Here is a 23,015-nt window from a genome sequence, read left to right as displayed (position 1 = left end):
TACCATGAAGACTGTAAAGGAGGCCATGTCCATGAAGTTATTAACGTGTGACAATGTAACTAAAACTTATGGTTCCGGCGAGGCGAAAGTTACAGCGCTAGATCATATTAGTCTTTCGGTGAACAAGGGTGAATTCGTTGCCATCGTAGGCGCGTCCGGGTCGGGGAAATCCACGCTTCTTCATCTGCTGGGAGGCGTAGACCGTCCAAGCAGCGGGAAGATATGGATCGAAGATACCGACATTTCGACGCTGAACGAGGAGAAGCTGGCGGTATTCCGCCGCCGCAAGGTGGGGCTGATTTATCAGTTTTATAATCTTATCCCTACGCTGGATGTGCGCAAAAATATTTTGCTCCCCCTGCTCCTGGACGGCAGGAAACCGGATGAAGAACGTTTTTCCGAAATCGTCACCGCGCTTGGTTTGGCGGATCGGCTAAACCACCTGCCCAGCCAGTTGTCCGGTGGTCAGCAGCAGCGTGTCGCCATCGGCCGCGCTTTGATTTATCGGCCGGCCCTGTTGCTGGCGGACGAACCGACGGGGAACCTGGACCGGAAAAACTCCGAGGACACTGTCGAATTACTAAAATTATCCCACAGCCGCTTCCGGCAGACGATCCTGTTGATCACCCATGATGAGAAAATCGCGCTTGAAGCCGACCGCATCATCACCATCGAGGACGGAAAAATCGTCTCCGATGAGGTGGTGAAACGATGAATATCCTTGCCGAGTACACCCTGGACTATGTGCGCCGCAACAAAAAAAGCAGTGTTGCCATCCTGATCGCGATCCTCATCGCTACAACACTGCTGTCTGCGCTCTGCGGCTTTCTGCATACGATGTATACGGACGAAATCCGTCTGACGATTCATAAAGAAGGCAACTGGCATGCCGAACTGTTTGATGACACCCCTGGCGATAAGTTGAAATATGTGACAGGACACCCCAATGTGGAACAGGTCATGATCAAAGGTCCATGGGAAGTGGCGCAAATCGAGGATCCGCGCCGCCCCTATCTGGTTATGCGCGGGCTTACCTCAAGCTACTGGAGCGATATGCCTGAGCGTCAACATATCCTTGAGGGCCGGATTCCGCATCATCCCGGGGAATTAGCCCTGTCCAAACAGTATTTTGAGCATCATCCCGACCTAAAGGTAGGGGATACGATTCGCTTGCCGGTGGGCAGCCGGGTACTGAACGGCGAAACACTGGAATCCCGATCCATCTACAAAAAAGGAGAACGCTTTGTCCCCACGGCGGAGCGGAGCTATACCGTGGTCGGGAAACTGGATATCACCACCAATTCCACCACCCCTGCCTATCTTGCTTACGGTTATCTGGATGAGGCGTCGATGACTCCGGAAGACAAGCTAACCATCTACATGCGCTTTAACAATCCCGGAACGGCGTATGAGGATATTGTCGAGATCGCCCGCTCCGTAGGCTACAAGCCGGATGAATACGGCGATTACATGGTGAGAACGAACAGCAGTTTGTTAGCCAAATATTTTGTGTTCCCTTCCGGGCAAGGAGGACAATTTCAAATTTGGCAGTTTTCATGGCCGCTGATGTTTGCGGCTATGGCCCTCCTGGTCACCGGCCTGTTCGTCGTGATTATCAGCAACGCTTTTGCCATCTCGGCAAATGCACGGCTCCGTCAGTTAGGGATACTGCAGAGCATCGGCGCTTCACCGAAACAAATCCGGCGTTCGGTCATTCTGGAGTCGCTGATTTTATCGGTTATCTCGATCCCTTTAGGATTGTTCTTCGGTTGGCTTCTGGACTTTGGCTTGTTCGCTTATATCAGCTCACAAGAGAAGCTGCGGGAAGTTCAAGACATCCGGTTTACCTTTGGCCTGCCCGCCGTGCTCCCGTCCGTACTGTTGGCCCTACTGACCGTATGGCTATCGGCGTCTATCCCGGCGCGAAAAATCAGCAAAATGTCGCCGATCGACGCGATTCGCCAGGGCGGTGAAATACGGGTCAAGAAATTGCGAAAGCCTTGGCTAAGCGGTAAGCTCTTCGGGATTGAAGGAGAACTCGCGAAAAACGCCCTGCGTGCCAGAAAAAAGTCGTACCGTACCGCGGTCATCTCCCTCACTTTGTCCTTTTGCTTGCTGAGCGGATTTTTGCATATGTTTTCAATCCTTGAGGTAGCCAATACCCTTTTCAGAGAAGATAGCCTTCATGAATCTGAGGAAAATATTGCGCTGCGAATTTTGGACGGAAATGTGATGGACCCGCAAATGGAAGAGCAGATACGGTCCGTCCCGGGAGTGAAAAGCGCGCTGTTTGTAAGTCATGTTCCTGCGGCAATGTGGGTAAAGGAGGATCGGCAAAGTGAAGCGCTTGCCGGGATCGGCGGTTTTTCCCGGATTGCCGACAGCGGCCAATACTCGTTGTATGAAGAAAACGGAAGCTACCGTCTGCAGACGAATTTGGTTGCGCTGGATGATCAAAGCTTTGCCGAGTACAGTCGGCGGATCGGCGCGGACGCCCGCTTATTTTACGATAAAGACGTGCCCCGTACTATCGTCGTTAACCAGGTTCGGGACGATTTACGCAGCAACCGGCGCGAGACTGTGCATATTCCTTTTTTAAAACTTCGTGCAGGTGAACGGTTGAATTTGGAGGAGAAGGTCTATTCGGAAGACAAGGGCAGTTATACTTTCACTACCGAAGTTGCTTACTTGACGGATGAAATGCCCCCCCTCGGAGATAGATACGATAACAATTTCGAGCTTGTGCAGATCATGCCGAGCAGCGTTTATCTTGGCATCGTTGGGCAAATGGCGGAGGAGCGCGCTATCCGTGCGCGATATGTTTCGATTCCGGTCGTGGCGGAGTCCGCGGATAGGATTGAACGCGTCACGGCCGAGCTGAAAAACGTCGTAGACAGATGGTATGGTTCGGGTGACTATGAAATTTGGAATATCATTGAGATAAAGGAATCGGGCGACAAGGGACGGCAGATGATGAAGTTCATTATCGTTTGCGTATCGGGTTTCCTTGCGTTGATTGGAATATCCAACGTATTTTCCACCGTTTCCGGAAATTTGCGGCAGCGGCAAAAGGAGTTTGCCGTGCTGCGATCCGTGGGAATATCGCCCCGAGGAATCGGGCGAATGCTGCTGCTGGAAGCCCTGTTGTTCGGCTTGATCCCGATTTTGCTCAGCATTCCGGTTACTGTGCTTATCATTTGGTCATTCCTCAAGATCAATATGGTCTATTTAGGGGAATTCTTGCCCCACATGCCGGTACTTGAACTTGTGCTATTCGCAGCGTTGATTATCATTTCTGTGGTACTCGCTTACATCTTGGGCGGCCGGAGATTGAAACAGGGTACGATCGTTGACGTTCTCAAGGATGAAACGGTATAAGATTAGAAAGTATGTTTGGAAGAGTTAATATTAACTCCTGAAAATGAAAGAGAATCGCAAAAAAAGGGAACACTTGTACGCGTTGTCGTTATAGGATAAAATGGAAATACAATTGAATCTTGGGTGGGCATGGTCTCCCTTCGAAGGGAGGTGAGCCATGGAGGTTAAAGATGCGATTCTCATCATGATTGCTTTTGGTACATTTATTATTGCACTTTTAACATACATCGGGAATAACAACAAGAGAAAGTAAAAAACCCACCCTAAGGTTGCACGCCGAAGGTGGGTTTTTGCCTTTTGAATACTCAGAGGGGAATCCCCATCCAAGCCAATTGTCGAGGCCAAGTGTTCGCAGCACTTGGTCTTGTTACATAAATAATACCATAGAGAGAACTGATCGACAAGATTAAGGACAGAGTAGAAACATTACTGTTACACCGATTACGATGGTAGTTAAAATTTACGAGGAATACAAATCAAAAGGCGTAATCATTGCATACGATACTGCGGGTGATCGGCAGGACCCCTTTAAAATACAGACGCCAGAACAGGGCTTGAACCTTCCTCCGAAGGTCCAAGCCCCAAGACCCGGCCGACTACCGCTTCTGGTTAACACTTCCCTTTACATTGCCGACTTGGACTTCCCCACTTCCGGATTGTTTAACAGTGACATCGCCGTCAACCTGGTCGATGTCGAGTTTGCCGTCACCCACGTCGACGATCGCGGAGCCGCCGATCTGTTCCGCGGTTATTGCTCCATTCACGTTGTCGATATATAGATTAGCCGCCGCGTTGCTAATATTTATGTTACCGTCGCGATTGTGGATAGTGACATCTTTTCCGATGTTTTTGACATCGATGTTTCCGTTAACATTATCAATCTTGACGGCGGATGCAAGATCGGCGATTTGGATCGAACCGTCTTGATGCGATTGGATTTCAACCGATAGAGCGGCAGGAATAATTACCTTTAGACCGACCGTCCCCTTCCCGCTGGCCAAAAACTGTCCCTTGAAAAATGCCATCAAGTGCGCTTCCCCATCGCGTTCTTCCAGTTGTAACTGAAGTTTGTTCGGATCGATATTTCCGGAATGGCTAATCTCGGCAGCGACCTGAATGGTCTCGCTCCGGGGATCTCCGGTGATTTCGATATCGCCGTTCCGATGGTCGATAATTAGCGATTCCAGCGAGGCCGCATCCAACTTCAGTTCTTTGCTGTCGGTCGTCGTCTCGCTCGTTGATTGGCAGGCGGACAGCAGAAACAAGGCGGCGATAAGCAGCGAGTAAAGTATCTTTTTCATAATAACCTCCGGATGAATTTGTTTTAAACCACATCACGCTTGACAAAAGCAGGGTAAGAGATCAAGTGCATAACAAGAAGATGGAGCAGAATAAACCCGACCGAAAACCCGAAGGTGATGCCTGTTACGGAGGGGTCGCCGAGAACATATTGGGTGAGATTCGTATGCGAAAATACAAAGTATCGGGTCCATCCCCAGCCGCTCATCGCCGTGGCAATGACAAAACCCGCTACAGCAACAAGCAAGGATATGACAATGGAAAAGGTTGAGCTTTTGAAAGCCGCGGATATCATAAACGCTAAAGTAACGGTCAGCAGTAAAAACGGGATATGCAGGAAGTATGCTTCGAATAAGGCCTTGATGACGGTCGTTTGCTCGACAGCGCCATTTTGCACATAGAGGTACGAACCGCCCAATCCCTGAAAACCGAGCACAACGCCTCCAAGGACAACGGAGATCACCGCTCCGATGAGCAACAATACCAGTCCAAAAAGGATGGAGGCGATATACTTGGAGAGATAGATTTGGGTCCTGCTTGCGGATCGCGTCAACAATAACTTGATGGTACCGCTGATAAATTCGGCGGCCACGATTTCCCCGGCAATGATGACGGAAATGAACGAGATGGCGATGATCAAATTTCCGGCCTGGTCTACGGCAAAACTCCAGGTGCTTGTGGAAGGGGGCAAGCCCGTATCCAGATGATACTGGTTCAGCAGGATGCTTTTCTCCGCCTGCTTGATTTCAATGGGTAAAGCGTCCGGCTTGCTCATATCAAGCTTGAGAAAAGCAATTTCCTGTTCCAATTTTGTCCGCCAATCTTCCTCAACAAGGACGTTGTCGGAGGATTTCAGGTTTACGAATTGAATAATGATGAACAAAATGACAATGCCGATTAAAATCCAGTTCCGTTTTCTTTTGAATATTTTCATATTCTCATTTCGAATCAGGTTGATCATTTTTGTCGTTCTCCTTCCGTCATCGCCATAAACGTATCCTCCAAAGATGGCTTAAGTGTATTGACGCCATACACTTGGATCCCTGCCCCGATCAATTTTTGCGTAAATTCCGGTATCCTGGATTTTGCCATGCGCAGGACGATGTGGTCACTGTCCCTTAAAATTTCTTGACCCACGGTCAAGGCCTGAAGAATTTGGACTGCTGCCTCGGGCCGGTCAACTTCAAATTGAACTTTAAAATCGCCCGCCTGCTCTACCTCCGACAAGTCGCGAATGCCGATCAATTTGCCCTGCTGAAGTACGGCCACTCGGTCGCACATCAGCTCCATTTCCGACATCAGGTGGCTGGATATCATAATGCCCACTCCTTCCTGACGGGCCAGATGGATCAGATGCTCTCTAAGCTCGCGAATCCCCGCCGGATCCAGACCGTTTGTAGGTTCGTCCAGCAGGAGCAGGGAGGGGCGGTGGATAAGGGAGACGCCCAGTCCCAAGCGCTGGCGCATCCCCAGCGAATAGGTGCCTACCTTCTCATGAATGCTATGCTCCAGACCGATCAGAGCGATGATGTCCTTGATTCGTTGTTCTGTAACCCCTTTGCTCATTCTCGCAAAATGAATCAGGTTGTCATATCCCGATAAATATTTGTAAAGATCCGGGTTCTCGACAATGACACCGATGCTCTTCATCGCCTTTTCACGATCGGTTTGCGTATCGACTCCATTAATGAGGATGTTTCCCGACGACTTGCTCATCAGGCCGACAATCATGCGGATTGTGGTTGTTTTGCCAGCGCCGTTCGGCCCCAATAAGCCGAGGATTTCCCCTTTGTTCAAGGTAAGGCTGACGCCATCTACAATGGTTTTCTTGCCGATTTTTTTGGTGAGATGATCAATTTGTAATACGGGCACCCTAGCACACTCCCTTTGTTTTATCGCATGGAATAGGCTATAATTCATTCATTGTGGATCGCGCTATTCATGAGTACATCCTACTGAACGGGCTGTCATATTGACCAGTTACAAACTGTCACAACCTTCCGTGACAATACCAGTAGAGCTAAACTGACAGGTTTTATTCGACCATGACAGGGGACTTATTATATGTTTGAACGTTTTCAAATCAACGGGAAATGGTCCTGGCCAGATTGGACCTTGTTGTGTATTCACGGCGTGTGGGTTACCGCCGTCTTGATATTTATGTATCAGGATCAGCCCGCTTTTCCGTTGGGAATCATATTGCCCGTACTCTTGTTGTGCCATTTGCTGCCGTTCTTCTTGGTGCATTACAAGTATCGGTATTATCTTGCAGCCGCGCTAATCATAGCTGGTGGAGCATCGGTCCTGCTGGCGTATAGCTTCGGTTTGCTTCGCTTGTTTCTCCCCGTTCTTCTCATGCTGGGGTTTTACAGCCGCGGGAGAGCCCATGCTCTAGCCTTGCCGTTAGCCGTGGGCATATTTGTCCTGAGTGCGGTGGCCCCCGGTAGTATGCTTCCGTTACAGCGGCCTTTCTGGGGACAAAGTGTAGCGGACGCGCTGGTCCTTTACGGCGTCGGTTTTGCCTTGCAAAAAGGTGCTGCCGCTATAGACAACATCAGCAACAAACTCGCCATTGTAAAAGAACAGTATACGATTCTTGAGCAATACTCTTCCCAAATCGAAAAGATGACGCTGCTGGAGGAACGTTACCGTTTGGCTCGGGAGCTGCACGATACGATCGGGCATAGTTACACCTCGTTGATTCTGGGCATGGAGTCGTTGCGGCCTCAAATTCAATCTCCGGAGGGCGAAGAGAAGCTTGAGGCACTGCTGGGCTTGGCCAGAAACGGGCTGGATGATATACGTCGTCAAGTGCACCGGATGGACCCCCTGGAGGAATCGGTGCCGATGGATCAGGCTCTGATGCGAATGATTGAAGAATTCAAAACGAGTACAGGAATTCGTGTGTTTTTTCGGACGATGGGACATCCGTATCCCGTGATGAAGCAGGCCAAGCTGGTCCTGTATCGTTGCCTTCAGGAATCCCTGACCAATGCCAGCCGCCACGGCCGGGCCAGCCGGATTGAAGTAACGCTCCAATATGACATGGCCTGTCTCATGCTGCAGATTCAGGATAACGGTGCGGGAAATTCGCAGCTTCAATATGGATTCGGCCTGACCGCGATGAAGGATCGCCTGACCGCTCTGCAAGGGAATCTGTATATTCACTCCAGTGAAGAACAGGGTACACTTGTTACCTGCACGGTTCCTAACCGGACGAATGAGGGGACCGAGCAAATCAAAGTCCTGATTGTGGATGACCACTTGCTGGTTCGTGAAAGCCTGAGATTGCTGCTTGGCGAAGAAAAGGACATGCGTGTGCGCGTTGCCGGTGACGGGAAGCAGGCAATGGAAACCTGCGAGCGGGAGTTGCCGGACCTCATTCTCATGGATATACATATGCCTGAAATGGATGGCCTCCAAACAACCAAGAAAGTGAAGGAAGCCTGGCCGGGTGTCCGGGTAATCATGATGACTACGCTGGACGAGGTTGATGTTGCGGCAGAGTCGCTTCGCCTGGGGGCGGAGGGTTACCTGCTCAAGTCGATTCATCCGAAGGAACTCGCGGCAACGATCAGGCTGGTTTATAGCGGGGGGACAATGATTTCGCCACATGTCGCACAACAGCTTTTTCAACAGCAGACGGAGAAAAGTGCGGCAAATCCCTACGGATTAACCGAGCGGGAACTGGATATTCTCCAGTGCTTGACGGATGGGAAACGAAACAAGGCTATTGCCGAGAAGCTGCATTTATCGGAGGGGACGATCCGCAATTATATTTCAGCGATCTATTTAAAGCTGCAAGTGAGCGACCGCGACACGGCCATTGCGAAAGCCAAAAAGGAACAGTTAGGCACAAAAAGCTCTTAAGAGGCGGATATTCGCTTCTTGAGAGCTTTTTTTATTGCCCATCCCTTCCAATGCTCGAACGTTGAAGTCACGTCAGCCAAAGGACGCCGTCAGGCCGGAGTGCCGGGTAACATTTCCGCTCAGCCTTGTTTCATGCTATCTTAAGGGGATGGTGTTATTCAAATTCTGGCGAATCATGGAGAATAAACATGAACTATGACTGCTTAATTGTGGATGACGAGCGTGTGCTTGCGGAGACAACATGCGAGTATTTCAATATGTTTGAGGTTAAATCGGCCTGCGTGACCAGCGCGGAGGCGTGCGAACGGTTCCTGCGGGAGCATGACACCTCGCTGATCCTTCTGGATATCAATCTTGACGGGAGTTCGGGGTTTGATCTGTGCAAAAAATTGCGGCAGACGCTGGATATCCCGATCCTGTTTATCAGCGCCCGCTCCAGTGATGACGATGTACTGATCGCCCTGAACATCGGCGGCGACGATTACATCCAAAAGCCCTATACGCTAAGCGTTCTGCTGGCCAAGGTCAAAACCGTGCTCCGACGTTACGGAAAACAGCGTCCCTCAGCGAACCTGCTCGAATTTGGACAGGTGCGGATCGACTTGGCGCTTTACCGGGTGCGGGTGAACGGTGAGGAGGTCAAATTCAAAGCGCTGGAGTACCGCTTGCTCTGCTATTTGGCGCAGCATAAAAACCGGGTAGTGCCCAAGGAAGAGCTGTTCGCCAAGGTATGGGGCGACACGTTTACCGGGGACGGAACCCTGAATGTGCATATCCGGCATTTACGCGAAAAAATCGAGGATGATCCGAACCGTCCCCAGTACATCAAAACGGTGTGGGGCACGGGATATGTGCTGGAGGACGGCGAGCGATGAGAATAAAGGGGATGCTTCTGACGCTGCTTGCGGTATGGCTCCTCGGCTTCATGCTATCGCTCCGGGCGATTGATAATGAAGTCGACCCCAGGCTTGATATCGTGATGGCGAACCGGTTGCTGAAGACGGTGGAAAGCCACTGGGGCGAGATAGGGGCAGGCGATTACAGCGGCATCCCACTGCAATTTGTCGTGCTCGACCAGCGCGGGAAGGTGCGCTACCGGTCGACTGGCGGACTGCCCGAAACCGTAAATGATGCCGTCAGGAACAGGGATGCGGTGCTTGATGTGACGGTTGCGGGGCAGCCGGCGGGAAAACTGATTATCCGGGATAATTATGGGCAAACCGTCCGGCGCAGCAAAAGGCAATGGGTGACTATAGTGCTGACGACTTTTGCGGTATTGGCAGTACTGTGCGTGCTTTATGTCCTGTTTCTGAACCGCACCATTTTCCGGCCGTTCCGAAAGTTGCAGAAATTCGCTTTGAATGTGGCCCGCGGCAACCTGGATTTTCCCCTTCAAATGGATAAAAATAATCCGTTCGGCGCGTTCACCGAAAGTTTCGATATTATGCGGGAGGAACTGGCGGCGGCGCGGCAGAGCGAATATGAAGCCAACCGCAGCAAGAAAGAGCTTGTGGCCGGTTTGAGCCACGACATCAAAACGCCGGTCTCGTCCATCAAGGCGATCAGTGAACTGATGTTGGTGCGCACAAACGATGAGAAGACGAAAAACCAGCTGGACATGATCCACTCCAAGGCTGAGCAGATCAACCTGCTGGTTACGGATATGTTCCATGCGACTCTGGAGGAATTGCAGGAGTTGAAGGTGAATGTCACCGAGGAACATAGTCTGATCCTGCAAGAAATGATCAGGAACGTAAATTACGATGACCGGATCGTATGCGGCCCCATCCCGGGATGCCTTATTTTGGCGGATTCCATGCGTTTGCAGCAAGTCTTCGACAATGTTCTGAGCAACGCTTACAAATATGCGGGCACCACGGTCAAAATCGGAGCTTGCATTCTTCGCACCCACCTGCAAATCGAGATTATGGATTACGGGAAAGGCGTTAACCCGGAGGAGCTGCCGCTTCTGTTCAACAAATTTTACCGCGGCAGCAATATTGAAGGCCAGAACGGGGCGGGGCTTGGGTTATTCATTTCCCGATATTTGATGCGGAGCATGCAAGGGGATATCGAGTGTCATAACCGTGCCGACGGTTTTACTGTGACCTTAAGAATTAAGCTAGCCTGACCGATTTAAGGAATGGTTAAGGATTGGACAAAGATTAACTAAGAATTGATCTTGTAGGATAGAAATATGGCGGACACCCGATTGCGCAATTCGTAGAACAAGGGAATGATCGTTTCGTGCCAAATACGCTATTGAGAACGGAGAAACTATGCAAAACCTTCTCCACCGGCGGCAATCAACAGCATGTGCTCAAAAATCTGGACCTCGATCTGCTGGAAGGAGACTTTACGATTATTATGGGGAGCTCCGGCTCCGGTAAATCGACATTGCTTTATGCGCTTTCCGGCATGGACAAGCCAACCCTGGGCGAAATTTATTTTGATGGGGAAAATATTACGCGGTACAGCGAGAGCCGGCTTGCCGTTTTTCGCCGGACCCATTGCGGATTTGTGTTTCAGCAAACCTACCTGCTGGACAATATGAGCGTGATGGATAACGTGCTGGCGAACGGGTTGCTGGTGAACCGAAACCGGCGGTCCGTCACGGCTAAAGCGGAGCAACTGTTCACCCAAGTGGGATTGCCCGCATCCTCATGGGGCAAATTCCCCTCCCAGTTGTCCGGCGGCGAGGCCCAGCGAGTCGGCATTGTCCGCGCCTTTATAAACAGCCCGAGCCTCGTGTTCGCTGATGAGCCTACAGGCGCCCTCAATTCCGCGTCCGGCGACAGCGTGATGGATGTGATGTCGGAGATGAACCGTGACGGACAGAGCATCGTGCTGGTCACGCATGATCTGAACACGGCTTTGCGGGGCAATCGCATCCTTTATCTGCGCGACGGCAGCATTTACGGTGACTTGGCGTTGGGGGCATTTCAGAACGAGCAGGGTGGGGACCGCCGGGAGAGGCTGAAGGCATTTTTGGCCGAAATGGGATGGTGAGTTGAACGCGTTGAATCTGTCCGCCGCCCATCTCAAAAAATCCAAAAGTGCAGCCGTCTTCCTGTTCATCCTGCTCATGATGGCCGGGATCCTGTTGAACCTCGGCCTGACCACCGTGTCCGACATGGACACTTTTTACGCGGACAAGGTGCGTGAGCTGCACGATCCGCATGTCGGCATTGCGATGGACAGCGCAAGCTGCAAGCCGGCTTACCGGGATTTTCTGGCATCCTATCCGGGCGTAAGGGAGCTGGAGACGGAGCAGGTGATTCTGCTGTCCGCCTCGACGATTCCTTTCTATAAGAATGATTCGGGTTTTGGCATTCATACCATGGTGCTTGATGCGGATGCTGCCCGAAACATCGCTCCGGTAAAGCTGATTGAGGCGGCCCCTGCCGATACGGGAGGAGGGATCTATATTCCTTATACTCTGAAAGTGCGGGGCGGTTACGAACTGGGGGACAGCTTTCCGATTACTTATCGGGATAAACAGTATAGCTATCGTGTCGCCGGATTTTTTGAGTCGACTTTAATGGGCACTCCGAAGCTGGATATGATGAAATTTTATTTGCCGCAAGCGAGCTTCCGACAGTTGTCCAACGACTTGGGGCCCGCAGTCCAGGGAACGCTGATGTCCGCCATCTTAACGGACAGCAAGCGATCGGGCACGTTGTTAATGGATTATTACAAAGCGTTCCCCCGGTCAAACGAGACTGTAATCCCCGGTTTTTGGGCCGCGAATACGCAAATGGCCGAGGACGGCGGGGCATTCGTCGTTTATTTTGTCTCGATGATGCTGGTCGCATTTGCGGCAGTCCTTATGCTGGTGTCACTTTTGGTCATCAAATTCCGCATTGCGGACCGTATCGAAGAGGGGATGATCCACATGGGCGTCCTCAAAGCGATGGGCTACACTAATCTGCAGATTGTATTATCCTTTTTTGTACCGTATGTATTGCATGCCTTCGCGGCCAGCATCGCAGGTGTCGCCGTCTCCTGCGCGGTTATGTCCGCATACGGGAAAGCGGTCTCCGCTTTGGCGGGGCTGGTATGGAACGGAAGCGCGCATGCGGGCTCCGCTCTGGCCTGTGTCGGGTCGGTGACTTTACCGGTATTTGCAGTGGCGTTCCTGTCCGCAGTCCGCATCTGCGGGATCCATCCTGTCGATGCGTTGCGGGGCGGGATCAAGTCCCATAATTTCAAACGCAATTATGTTCCGCTGGACCGTACCAAAGGCAGCCTGCATGGGCTGCTTGCCTGCAAAACGATGCTCGCGAGCGGCCGGCAAAATCTGCTGCTCGGGTGCATTATAGCCGCAGTCACTTTTGCTTCGGTTTTCTCGGTGGTGCTGTATTACAACATGGCCTGGGATAAAGCGGCCCTGTTCCAAATGCTCGGTTCGGAAACGCCTGATGTCGGTATTCAGGTCCAGTCCGGCCAAGACAGTTTGCAATTGCTGACGGCGATCCGGCGGATGGATGGGGTGGGCAAGGCTAATTTAACGGCGTCGATTCCGACGGTAGTCCATGGTCAAATCGTAAGTACGGAAATTTCCGATGAGTTCGAAACACGGGACAACCAAACGGTTTACGAAGGTCGTTATCCGCTATATGACAATGAGATCGCCATTAGCGGCAGGCTGGCCGGGCTGCTGGGCAAAACGATCGGGGATTCCGTAAGGGTGGAAGCCGGAAACGGAGCTTATCTTTTTCTGATTACGGGGCTGAACCAATCGTTCAGTGCGGAAGGAAAGGGAGCGTCATTAACCCTGTCGGGCCTCAACCATCTGATCCCTGGACATACGGGGATGTCCATTAATGTTTACCTGCAAGGAATGGGCAAATCGGTTTTCACGCAGGAGGTTAAAGCGGGGTATGGAGATCTGATCCGTTCCGTAACCGATGTGAATGCATCAAAGGAAAGCGGAACGCAAGTATATGGCTCGGCATTATGGGCCGTGATGACCGTGATTCTGTCCATATCGATGCTGGTGGTTGTCCTGGTTCTCTATCTTGTCATCAGGACGTCCATTCTGAAGCGGCGAAGAGAAATGGGCATTCTGAAAGTGGCAGGTTACACCTCATTCCAACTGATGACCCAAGTTACACTAAGCATCATTCCGGTAACCGCAGCCGGCGTCATGGCGGGGGGCGCGCTCGGCGCCCTGTATACCAATGCCATATTGGAATTCCTGCTCGCGGACGCGGGGATCTCCAAAGTCCGCTTTATTGTCCCGATGCCGCCTGTTGTAGCGTTATGCACAGCCATTATAGCCTTTTCCTATGTTGTGTCGCTTTTTGTGGCGCGCAGAATCAAAGAGGTCAGCCCGTATGTATTAATTACGGAGTAACCGGACGGCAGCTTATGGGTTGAAAAAACAAAGATGGGCTGCGAGGATGAGTTACGTCGTGCCTCGAATCCATAAGCTGCGGAAGTCCGCGGGCCAACCCAATATATATTATAGTTATAAAACATCTGTTATATCTTTGAATAATAAATATGTAGCCTCTGTAAGAAGGAAGGAGCACAACCATATGAATATGAGAATACGAAAGCCTGCTTTTGTATTTCTGATAAGTGTACTGCTTTTCACTGTCTTATCGGTCCGGGCCTATGCGGCGAATACCGCCGCAACAGGGGAAACCCCTTCGGGGATACCCTATAGCCGGCTGGGGGAAGAGATCGACAGCTTTGTAAACTCCCATATCGGAAAGTCCACTCCCGGCGCCGCGGTTGTGGTCACCAAGGGCGACAAGATTATTTTCTCCAAAGGGTACGGCTATGCCGATATGAAGCGCAAGGCGGCCGTTGATCCCTCCGCTACCGTGTTTGCCTACGGCTCCATCAACAAAGCGTTCGTCTGGACGTCTGTGATGCAGATGGTGGAAGCGGGCAAGATGCGGCTGGATCAAGATATCCGGGCGTATTTTCCCAAAAAGGTCGCGGAGCAGCTGCGTTACGACAAGCCGATCACAATGCTGGACATTATGAGCCATACGGCCGGTTATGAGCAGCATCCGCTCAGTACATTTACGCTGTCGGCGGAGAACTTGACCTCGCTGGAAGAGACGCTGCTGTCAAATCAGCCCGAACAAATCTATGAACCCGGACAGGTGATCGCCTATTCCAACTTTGCCACGGCACTGGCCGGTCTGGCGGTGGAGAAGGTGAGCGGGGAATCTTTTTCCGACTACGAAATGAACCACATTCTGAAGCCTCTGGGAATGAACCGCACCTCCGGGCATCCTACCCTGGCGGATCACCGGGATTTGCGGGAGGCGGAGGCTATGGGTTACGCGGTGAAACAGGAGGGGGGCTTCGAAACGAGAGCTCACTATTATGTTCCCATGTATCCGGCGGGAGCTATGGAAGGAACGGCGGAAGATCTGGCCCGGTTCGCCATGGCGCTGTATGCCGAGAACAGTCCGCTGTTCGCCCGGCCGGAGACCGTGCGGACGATGCTATCCCGGAGTTATACGCCGAACGGGGAGATTCTGTCCAATGCGCACGGATTCTGGGAATACCGGGCAGAGCCCCATGCCGTTGGACACAGCGGGAATGTGAAGGGATTTTCCGGCAATTTCGCGATCGTTCCCGCGGAGCGGCTTGGCATCGTTGTCTTGACGAACACGGAAATCGAGCAGAAGCTCACCTCCGGCATCATTAATCTGCTGGTTCAGGACAAGACGAAGGAAGCCGAGGGACCGGTCCCGGCGGCCGATTTGTCACCGTCCGGCGAGTTGGCCGGATACTACGTTCAATCGGGCGGTACCTACTCCACATATCACGAGGTTACCAACTATCTGGGGTTGATCAAGGTGGAAGCAAAAGGGGAGCATGATCTTACGCTGAGTGTGATGGGCATGTCGGGCGAGCTTAAACAAACAAGTCCCAATGTATACAAGTTCGCCAAGTCCGACAATCCGAGATTTGAAAGATTGGCCCCGGTGCTGTATGCGGAAATTTCGGACGGAGAAGTGGTGCGCTTAAGCAAAGGGATTGCTACGGATATATTGCCGCTCAAGGGAAGCCGTTCGCTTCCCGCGCTGATTAGCTATTTGGCGTTGGCCATCCTTGCTGTCGTATTCTTTTTGCTGGCTCCATTGGTTCTGCTGATTCGCTGGCTTCTGCGTAAAAGAAAAGGCGCTTCGTCCGCATCGGCAAGATTGGCAGGTAGTCGTTTGCTAGCGGCCGCTGTCCTGTGCGGGACACTTCTCGTAGTCAACATTCTCTATTTGCTGGTGAATGCCATGATCAACGAAAACGTGACGGTAGGCCAGATGAATTTTGGCGTTGCCCTAAATTGGGTGCTGAGCTTGCTTGCCGCGGGATTGTATGTGTTCTCCCTGGTTAAAAGCAGAAGTGTACCGCAATCCAAATGGCGGAAATGGGGGCGGATCGCCACGGGCGTGCTGTTCACCGGCTTTGCCCTGCTGCTGGCCGATTGGCACTTCTTCCACTTCATCCCGTAAGGCGTTGCAGACTATGCGTAGTGGCTTCTCAAGAAAGTGAAATTTATTAGGAAGAAGGTCGCCAGACGATGCGGTTTATTTTTAAAAACAAGTCCAAACAATTGCGCGCGGGATGGGAAATCTTGCTGGTGATCGCGGCCATGTTTGTGTTGAAGAGGATCTGTTTGCTCGGTATGTCACTGTGGACGGATTCCGGAGACGGATGGGCGCGCCTATTTAATGGGCTTGGCTTGTATATCCTGCTTGTTGTCGGGTTTGTCGTCAAAGTTGTTCGTAAAATGCCGCTCGCTTCGATCGGGCTTGTCCGCCCGGACGGCAAAAGGTTATCCGGCGGTTTCTTAAGCGGAGCATTGCTGCTGAATACCGTCGTCGTGATTCTGCTGGCATTGGACATCGCAAGTTTGCAAGGAGGTTGGCTGCATCCGCAATGGGGACGGATCGATCCCGTTGATTTGTTCATCGTCTCCATCCTGGCGGGGATTTCCGAAGAGGTTCTCTGCAGGGGGTACATTCAACAGCTCCTCTCCAGCCGTTTGTCTCCCTTCTGGGCTATGATAATCATAGCAGCCGGATTCTCGCTCGGGCATATGATGAACGGCGGTTTCACCTGGATCAGTGCGCTTAACATCGTGCTCGTGTCGCTGATTTTCTCGGGGATGACGATCTTGACGGGGAATCTTTACTTCGCCATCGCTCTCCACGCGGCGTGGAATTTGTTTCAGGGTTATATATTTGGCGTTCCGGTCAGCGGGCATCCGGTTGACGGCATCTATACCCTGGAATTGCAGGGAGCAAGCTGGCTCAGCGGGGGCGGCTTTGGCCTGGAGGGAAGCGCCGTTACAACGCTGGTGCTTGGGCTGGCTTGTGCGGCGATGTTAATTGCAAGCCGCAAGAAGACTAGCGGTCGCAAAGAGGCAGTCGATGATCCACGGTACCATAGTCCATTGTGATGATTGTTTTCCTTTAACGGGGTTTACCAAGATGGGGCGACGAGTCCGTCGGAGTAACCGGCCTCCTCCATACAAATGAACGGGATAAACTCCCGGTATTTGGATATTGCCGCCCGCGGTCTGTAATTATATGGGTTGAACTATTGAATTGTATATTAGACAGCCGTGTAAAGGGTTCTTTTCACACTCTGGGTCTACAACTCATGGTTTGGTTCGAATTAAAGGGAATTCTTCCTGTTAATTTGGTGCGTATATGGCTGCAGAGGCGAATTAGCTGGAAAATCTCCCGTTAATTCGCCTGAAATTGTGTATATCGGCCATTGGGCCACGAAATAGATGGAGCTTTTCCAGCTAATTCCGGCTCCAGGGCCAAGAGCGGTCCATTAACGGGAGGTTTTCCCGTTAATTTATGCGTAGACTCCAACGGTGGCGCTTTATATCTACAATTGTAAATGTTGGCAACCTATCTCCGAAACCATTTCACATCCTTGCCAACGCCAATTCTTTAGTTCAACCTATATAGCAGGAAAACCTCCAGCTAATCCTCGGCACTGCGGCTTCTTTCGCCCTTTTGGGCGGAATTAGCAGGAGCATTTCCGGTTAAAGGGTAACGTTTGCGCGAAACAAGCAAAATTAACGGGAGAACTCCCGTTAATTGGATTTTAAGCCATCTGTCTCCCAAATCTCGTAGTCAGCCGCACCGATCCTCCCCATAGCTGGAGTCTACGGATAGGAGGCGATGAGTTCGCTGGAGCAACTTATTTGATAGAATGGTTCGGCGGCAGGTAGGAACGCAGACAATCAAGCTTCACGCCGCCAACGATTTCCTCCGGAACATATACTTACCCAGTAAGAAATAAAAGACAAAGCTGATGCCTACCATCGCATATAAGCTCCATTCCTGAACTCTCGGCGAGAAAGGGGTGCCTTGCGGCATCATGGTATAGAAGGGCAAAACAAACGGAAACCACATGCCGAGCGTTGACGGGAGGCCGGAGAACACGATGTTCAGCAGGACGCAGACGACATTGATGCTGAAAGCGATGCCGAAGTTTTTAAACCGGGTGGAGAACCATAACTGGATGGCGGCAAACGGCAGAATGCCGATCCAGCCCAACACGGCGCTAGACACCACGAATAGCCAATCGATGCTGCCTTCAACACCGGCAACCATGCCGCTGCCGATCTCCGCCGCGATGAATAACACCTGTATAATCGCCAGCATGCAGAGCAACACGGCGTATTTGGCCGAATAGATGCTGGAACGGGAGTAAGGTGTGGCAAGCAACTGCTTCCATCCCCCCGACCTATGCTCGTACATGCAGATCAGACCCGCGATGGTCCCGGATAACAGCGGAAAGAAAAACGCCGTATGCAGGTTTATGATATACATCAGGTAATTCGGCCAACTCGGTTCGTAAACCGCGGAAAGCATGCCCCAATTGCTGCTAGCTAATGATACATCCGCAATCATGGCGATGAGAATAAGGACGGCGATCAGCCCCCATTGAATTTTTATGAATTCTGCGGTAAGTAGTCTTTTCATTTCTATTTTCCTCCTACCAGTCTTTCCTGTTAAAGTGCCAACATCCTGCCGCCAGCAAAACCAGTCCTACAGCTACACCGGTAAAGATCCATTGCATATGCCCGGGGATTAGAGGGGTGGATAGCGCCGGGTAAGTCCACGGCATATAATGGAGGACAGGAAAAGTCGAACGTGCCAGAAACAAGCTCGCCATGGAACCGGCGGCTCCCGCCCCTATCGCAATCGATTGGTTGGCAAACAGAATGGATAGCCACGTTTGAATGGAGATAAAGGCAAATACGGCCAAGTAACAATAGAGTGGCTGCTTGATGATGATTTCGAACGGTGCCGGTTCATGGAATAGCAGCTTCCAAAGCACGATCGTTCCCGCGATAATCAGCAATACTTCAATGAGCAGTAGCAGGCAAGTGACGATCCATTTGCTTAAGTAAATTTTTGGCTTCGGTACAGGAATCGTGCACATCCGGTTCCAGACTTTCGTCTCATGCTCCGTAGACGCCATGACGCTGGTAATCAATGTAACGCTAAGCATAAGGGTAAAAGAAAGAAAAAAGTACATCACGGACATCGTGGCGTATGCACCGCCGGGCGCTTCCCGGAAATTCATGTACCAGAATGCGCTTATCACCCCCAGCAGCAAAACCGCCGCGATAACCGGCAGCACGAGACAAAACGTTCTCAATTTCATCCATTCCGTGCGAATCAGCTTGATCATAAACTTCTCCCCATACCGGTCATGCCGAGGAAGATTTGTTCCAGCGATCGATCCCCGCCTTGTTTCCTTAGGGAGGATAGTGTTCCTTGATAAATAAGTTTTCCTTCATTGATGATTCCCACATGATCCGCGACCTGTTCAATTTCATACAATAGATGGCTCGACACCAATACGGTCATGCCGTACATTTTTGGCATGGCGCTGATCAAACTGCGGATCTCCTGTATGCCCGAAGGGTCCAAGCCGTTGGTCGGCTCGTCGAGAATCAGTAATTTGGGGCGGTGGAGGATCGCCATCGCAATGGCGAGTCTCTGTTTCATGCCCAGCGAGTATTTGCGGACCGCTTTGTTGGCCTGATCCGTTAAACGGACCAATTCCAGCGCCTCCGTAATGCGTGACTCCGAGACTCCCAGCAAAGTGGCTGCGATTTTCATGTTTTTGTATCCCGATAAATGCCCGTAATAAGATGGAGATTCAACCAGCGATCCGATCTGCTTTAGAATTTCAATCCGCGCTTTTGGAAAAGGCTTGCCAAAAATCGTCATGGTTCCGCCGTCGGGCTTGACCAATCCGAGCAGCATTTTGATCGTTGTCGATTTGCCGGCTCCATTAGGTCCCAAAAACCCGTAAACCGAGCCTTCGGGAATTTGCAAATCAACCTGGTCTACGGATAGATGATCGCCAAATTGTTTGCATAGAGCGTCTGTTTCGAGGACATACTGTGCCATTCTCTTTGTTCACCTCTGTTCATATTCTTTCCACAGAGTAAGCGAACAAAGTAAACGTCAGGTAAACGAATTTACCTGACGGCATCGAGCGGAAGTGTGATCGTGACGGTCGTTCCCTGTTTCGGGACGCTGTGGGCCTCCAGCTTTCCCCGGTGTTCCCCGATCAAGTCTTGGACGACGAACAAGCCGATTCCCTCGTCCTTATCCTGAATATCGCCCGGATGGCGGTGATGGAGACGTTGAATGACTTCGGGGGACATGCCTACACCGTTGTCGGTTACAATGATTTGAACGTCTTCATGCGCTCTCACCTGGACGGCGATACTCGTTTCGGGCGGGTTGTGCAATACGGCATTCATCAAAATATTTTGGACCGCTCTTTTCAAAAGTTTGGAGTCAAAATAGTACGGCAAAACGGAGACTTGGGATTCGAAGCTGAACTGAAAGGAAGCGGATTTGGGATTGTTGGCCGCATCGAGCGTTAGCTCTCTCAAGAAACGGACAAGATCGCTTCTTGTCTTCAGCACTCGGGGCTTTCCGCGCTTGAACTGAAAAGTTCGGATCAACCCCTCGATATCTTGCACTTTTTGCAGCAGCAATCGGAAAATTCGCTCCTCATCCTCCTTGGCCAATTCGACTTGCGGGCTGGCCATTACATCCAGATATCCTTTTATGTAAGAGAGTGGAGTTTTTATGTCGTGGGATACACCGGAAATCCATTGTTCTTTTACTTCGTTGGCCTGCTCAAGTTCCTGGCGGTTATACTCAAGCGTGGCGGTCAATTCCTGAAGGCGAAGAATCATATCTTTGAAAGGGGTATAGCGAAACCTGATCTTTTGCTGTTTTTTCCAAAGAAAGGCATACCGCTCGCCATAAAGACGGGAATCGTACTGCCCTTCGGACAAGCCTTTCATCCAGCCTACTACAGCCAGTGACGGCTTGCCGATCAACCAGCCCGCCGTATACATATATAGGCCTAATACCCCGACCATAACTAATATATGGTAAACTTTGATATCAAGCAGATGAAGCGCAGGGATATATTGCATTAAGAGAATGATGACAACGGTAGCGGCCACAAAGCCGACAGAGATTATAAATACGGAAGCCAACAAAAATACAAGGGACAGCAGCATGGAGCGCCGAACAATCGTCATAGAACATTCCTCGCTTCTTTCACCAATTTATACCCCAACCCTTTCATATTGACGAGAAACTGCGGTTGTCTGGGGTCGGGTTCGATCTTCTTTCGAATTCTTGAGATATGAATGACCACCGTTTTTTCATCGCCCTCCTGATAGGGCCTCCACACTTTTTCATATAATTCGCTCACCGTAAAAATAAAATTGGGATGCTCGCAAAAGAAAGCAAGCAACAAAAATTCCATCGGCGCACATGAGACTTCCCGCCCTTGAACGAATAATTGCCCGCTTTGCTTGTTCAGTTTAAAATGCCCGAAATCGTAAACCGCTTTGGACAGCGTTTGCAGCTTGACCATTCTGCGCAAATGAACCTGAACTCTCGCCGCCACTTCGGTCGGGTTAAACGGCTTTGTAATGTAATCGTCCGCCCCCAGTTCAAACCCGGTAATTTTATGCATATCCTGATTCTTGGCGGTCAGAAACAGCACAGGCGCTTCGCTAATCATTCTGATTTGCCGGCAAACCTCAAATCCGTCACCGTCCGGGAGCATCACATCCAGGACGATCAGGGATATATCATGGCGAGCGATGATTTCCAGCGCTCCTTGCGCCGTCGTTGCGGTTAACAGGTTAGTGATCCCGAATTTCCGTAATGTAAAGGCCAACAGATCCAACAAGCCTTGCTCGTCATCCACAAGCAGGACGGTACCGTTCTCCACTTGACTCACTCCATCTGAAAGTTTCTTTTTCTAACTATTATCATACCATTCGATGATTTTTTTTAATTGTCTTTTTTCGCTTTCATCTATATAGTTAATTTATCGGATAAACAAAGTTTCGGCGCTCGGGTTGGAGGCCGGGGGGAGAGAATACGGTGATTTACGGATTTTTGCTGCTGCTGGCGGCAAGCTTGTTTCAGGGCAGTTTCGGATTAGGCATGAAAAAATACCAGCCCTTTTCCTGGGAAGCCTTCTGGGTTTTGTTTTCGGTGATCGGTATTTTGCTGATTCCGATCGGATGGACCTGGCTGGAGGTTCCGTCCTTCATGGATTATGTTCGGCAAACCCCGGTGCAGGTGTTGGTGCTCGCTTCGTTTTGCGGCCTGCTGTGGGGAGTCAGCTCCATTCTGTTCGGCAAAGCGGTCGATACGATTGGGGTTTCCTTGACCTACGGCGTGAACATGGGAATTTCGGCTTCCCTGGGGTCGCTGATTCCGCTGCTGATCTTTGGGAACATTCCGCCCGCCCGTTCCTTTGTCCTTTTATTGATCGGGATGGCTGTGATGCTGGGCGGCGTCGTTGTCATTACGAAGGCGGGACTGGATAGGGACAATAGTAGGAAAACGCAGGGATCGGAGCGGCAACCCGAACAGGGAGGGCAGCAAGGAAGAGGGCTGTCCAAAGGACTGCTCATGGCCTCCTTCGCCGGGTTAGGCTCGGCGGCGATGAATATCGGTTTCTCCTATGCCAGTCAGACGCTGAAAATTGCCGCGGAGCAAGGTGTTCCCGAGATTAACGCCAGTTTGATTCCCTGGGTTGTCGCGCTATCCGGCGGTTTTGTGGCGAATTTCGTATACGCTCTCTACTTGCTGATCAGAAACCGGACCTATCGCGATTTCACGAAAACAGGCTCGGGCAAAGCTTATTTCAAAGCGATTGTCACCTCTTTCGTCTGGTTCTTCGCCCTTGGATTTTACGCCAAGGCTACCGTTATGCTCGGGCCGATCGGCTCCAGCGTCGGTTGGCTGGCCTTCAACGGCCTGGCCTTGATCGTCAGCAATGCCTGGGGGTTGAAGGACGGCGAGTGGAAGGGCTTTGCCGGGCCTAAAAAATGGCTGCTGGCGGGAAACGTCATTCTGATCGTGTCATGGATTGTCGTGGGGATCTCCAACAGTTTGGCTTGAACG

At 51.2% G+C, this 23,015-nt stretch carries 19 protein-coding genes; 11 read left to right on the top strand and 8 right to left on the bottom strand.

Going from position 1 to position 23,015, the window contains the following annotated elements:
* Positions 1-31: 31 nt before the first annotated feature.
* The 3 genes from V4U88_RS10685 (at position 32) to V4U88_RS10675 (ending at position 3,631) form a co-directional block, all read left to right on the top strand.
* Positions 32-715 carry an ABC transporter ATP-binding protein gene (locus V4U88_RS10685; protein ID WP_334073242.1) on the top strand — a complete coding sequence of 228 codons (684 nt, stop codon included), beginning with the start codon at positions 32-34 and terminating at the stop codon, positions 713-715.
* Entirely contained in the window at positions 712-3,378 is a 2,667-nt protein-coding gene (locus V4U88_RS10680; RefSeq protein WP_334073241.1) for an ABC transporter permease, read from the top strand. The genes V4U88_RS10685 and V4U88_RS10680 overlap by 4 nt, the downstream gene beginning before the upstream one ends.
* Before the next feature lie 157 nt (positions 3,379-3,535).
* On the top strand, positions 3,536-3,631 hold the full coding sequence (locus tag V4U88_RS10675; RefSeq protein ID WP_148450269.1) for a putative holin-like toxin: 96 nt from the start codon (positions 3,536-3,538) through the stop codon (positions 3,629-3,631).
* A gap of 343 nt (positions 3,632-3,974) precedes the next feature.
* On the opposite strand, the gene V4U88_RS10670 is transcribed toward V4U88_RS10675, so the two are convergent.
* Genes V4U88_RS10670 through V4U88_RS10660 form a run of 3 tightly spaced genes read right to left on the bottom strand, consistent with a single transcriptional unit; the run spans position 3,975 to position 6,549 of the window.
* Positions 3,975-4,679, bottom strand: a complete 705-nt coding sequence (locus V4U88_RS10670) for a DUF4097 family beta strand repeat-containing protein (protein ID WP_334073240.1) — start codon at positions 4,677-4,679, stop codon at positions 3,975-3,977.
* A 23-nt stretch (positions 4,680-4,702) separates the two neighbouring features.
* On the bottom strand, positions 4,703-5,638 hold the full coding sequence (locus tag V4U88_RS10665) for an ABC transporter permease (protein ID WP_334073239.1): 936 nt from the start codon (positions 5,636-5,638) through the stop codon (positions 4,703-4,705).
* Positions 5,635-6,549: an ABC transporter ATP-binding protein gene (locus tag V4U88_RS10660; protein ID WP_334073238.1), complete on the bottom strand. Its 915-nt coding sequence runs from the start codon at positions 6,547-6,549 to the stop codon at positions 5,635-5,637. Before V4U88_RS10660 ends, V4U88_RS10665 begins: the two co-directional genes overlap by 4 nt.
* A gap of 192 nt (positions 6,550-6,741) precedes the next feature.
* Between V4U88_RS10660 and V4U88_RS10655 the strand changes: the two genes are divergently transcribed.
* The 7 genes from V4U88_RS10655 to V4U88_RS10625 all read left to right on the top strand — a co-directional run bounded on the left by V4U88_RS10655 (position 6,742) and on the right by V4U88_RS10625 (position 16,978).
* Positions 6,742-8,547, top strand: a complete 1,806-nt coding sequence (locus V4U88_RS10655; RefSeq protein ID WP_334073237.1) for a hybrid sensor histidine kinase/response regulator transcription factor — start codon at positions 6,742-6,744, stop codon at positions 8,545-8,547.
* 188 nt (positions 8,548-8,735) lie between these two features.
* Complete coding sequence (locus tag V4U88_RS10650) at positions 8,736-9,422, top strand: response regulator transcription factor (RefSeq protein ID WP_334073236.1); 687 nt, start codon at positions 8,736-8,738, stop codon at positions 9,420-9,422.
* On the top strand, positions 9,419-10,678 hold the full coding sequence (locus V4U88_RS10645; protein WP_334073235.1) for a HAMP domain-containing sensor histidine kinase: 1,260 nt from the start codon (positions 9,419-9,421) through the stop codon (positions 10,676-10,678). The genes V4U88_RS10650 and V4U88_RS10645 overlap by 4 nt, the downstream gene beginning before the upstream one ends.
* Positions 10,679-10,794: 116 nt before the next feature.
* Positions 10,795-11,556, top strand: coding sequence for an ABC transporter ATP-binding protein (locus tag V4U88_RS10640; RefSeq protein ID WP_334073234.1), 762 nt, complete (start codon positions 10,795-10,797; stop codon positions 11,554-11,556).
* A 1-nt stretch (position 11,557) separates the two neighbouring features.
* The gene (locus V4U88_RS10635) at positions 11,558-13,906 is read left to right on the top strand and encodes an ABC transporter permease (protein WP_334073233.1); all 2,349 of its coding nucleotides are present in this window, start codon (positions 11,558-11,560) and stop codon (positions 13,904-13,906) included.
* A 184-nt stretch (positions 13,907-14,090) separates the two neighbouring features.
* The gene (locus V4U88_RS10630; RefSeq protein ID WP_334073232.1) at positions 14,091-16,028 is read left to right on the top strand and encodes a serine hydrolase domain-containing protein; all 1,938 of its coding nucleotides are present in this window, start codon (positions 14,091-14,093) and stop codon (positions 16,026-16,028) included.
* Between the two features lie 68 nt (positions 16,029-16,096).
* On the top strand, positions 16,097-16,978 hold the full coding sequence (locus tag V4U88_RS10625) for a CPBP family intramembrane glutamic endopeptidase (RefSeq protein ID WP_334073231.1): 882 nt from the start codon (positions 16,097-16,099) through the stop codon (positions 16,976-16,978).
* Positions 16,979-17,786: 808 nt separating this feature from the next.
* Here the strand turns inward: V4U88_RS10625 and V4U88_RS10620 are convergent.
* From V4U88_RS10620 to V4U88_RS10600, 5 genes are all read right to left on the bottom strand, one after another.
* Positions 17,787-18,524, bottom strand: a complete 738-nt coding sequence (locus V4U88_RS10620; RefSeq protein WP_334073230.1) for an ABC transporter permease — start codon at positions 18,522-18,524, stop codon at positions 17,787-17,789.
* 13 nt (positions 18,525-18,537) lie between these two features.
* Positions 18,538-19,239: an ABC transporter permease gene (locus V4U88_RS10615; protein ID WP_334073229.1), complete on the bottom strand. Its 702-nt coding sequence runs from the start codon at positions 19,237-19,239 to the stop codon at positions 18,538-18,540.
* The gene (locus V4U88_RS10610; RefSeq protein ID WP_334073228.1) at positions 19,236-19,967 is read right to left on the bottom strand and encodes an ABC transporter ATP-binding protein; all 732 of its coding nucleotides are present in this window, start codon (positions 19,965-19,967) and stop codon (positions 19,236-19,238) included. The genes V4U88_RS10615 and V4U88_RS10610 overlap by 4 nt, the downstream gene beginning before the upstream one ends.
* A 71-nt stretch (positions 19,968-20,038) precedes the next feature.
* The gene (locus V4U88_RS10605; RefSeq protein ID WP_334073227.1) at positions 20,039-21,124 is read right to left on the bottom strand and encodes a sensor histidine kinase; all 1,086 of its coding nucleotides are present in this window, start codon (positions 21,122-21,124) and stop codon (positions 20,039-20,041) included.
* The gene (locus V4U88_RS10600; protein ID WP_334073380.1) at positions 21,121-21,828 is read right to left on the bottom strand and encodes a response regulator transcription factor; all 708 of its coding nucleotides are present in this window, start codon (positions 21,826-21,828) and stop codon (positions 21,121-21,123) included. Before V4U88_RS10600 ends, V4U88_RS10605 begins: the two co-directional genes overlap by 4 nt.
* A 155-nt stretch (positions 21,829-21,983) precedes the next feature.
* Here V4U88_RS10600 and V4U88_RS10595 point away from each other — a divergent pair, with 155 nt between their 5' ends.
* On the top strand, positions 21,984-23,012 hold the full coding sequence (locus V4U88_RS10595) for an L-rhamnose/proton symporter RhaT (protein ID WP_334073226.1): 1,029 nt from the start codon (positions 21,984-21,986) through the stop codon (positions 23,010-23,012).
* Positions 23,013-23,015: the final 3 nt, after the last annotated feature.

Origin of the sequence: Paenibacillus sp. A14 (assembly GCF_036864815.1) — a bacterium.
Lineage (GTDB): Bacteria > Bacillota > Bacilli > Paenibacillales > Paenibacillaceae > Fontibacillus > Fontibacillus sanfengchensis.
Note: the sequence above shows the minus strand (reverse complement) of the source record. Positions and strands in the feature narration are given on the sequence as shown.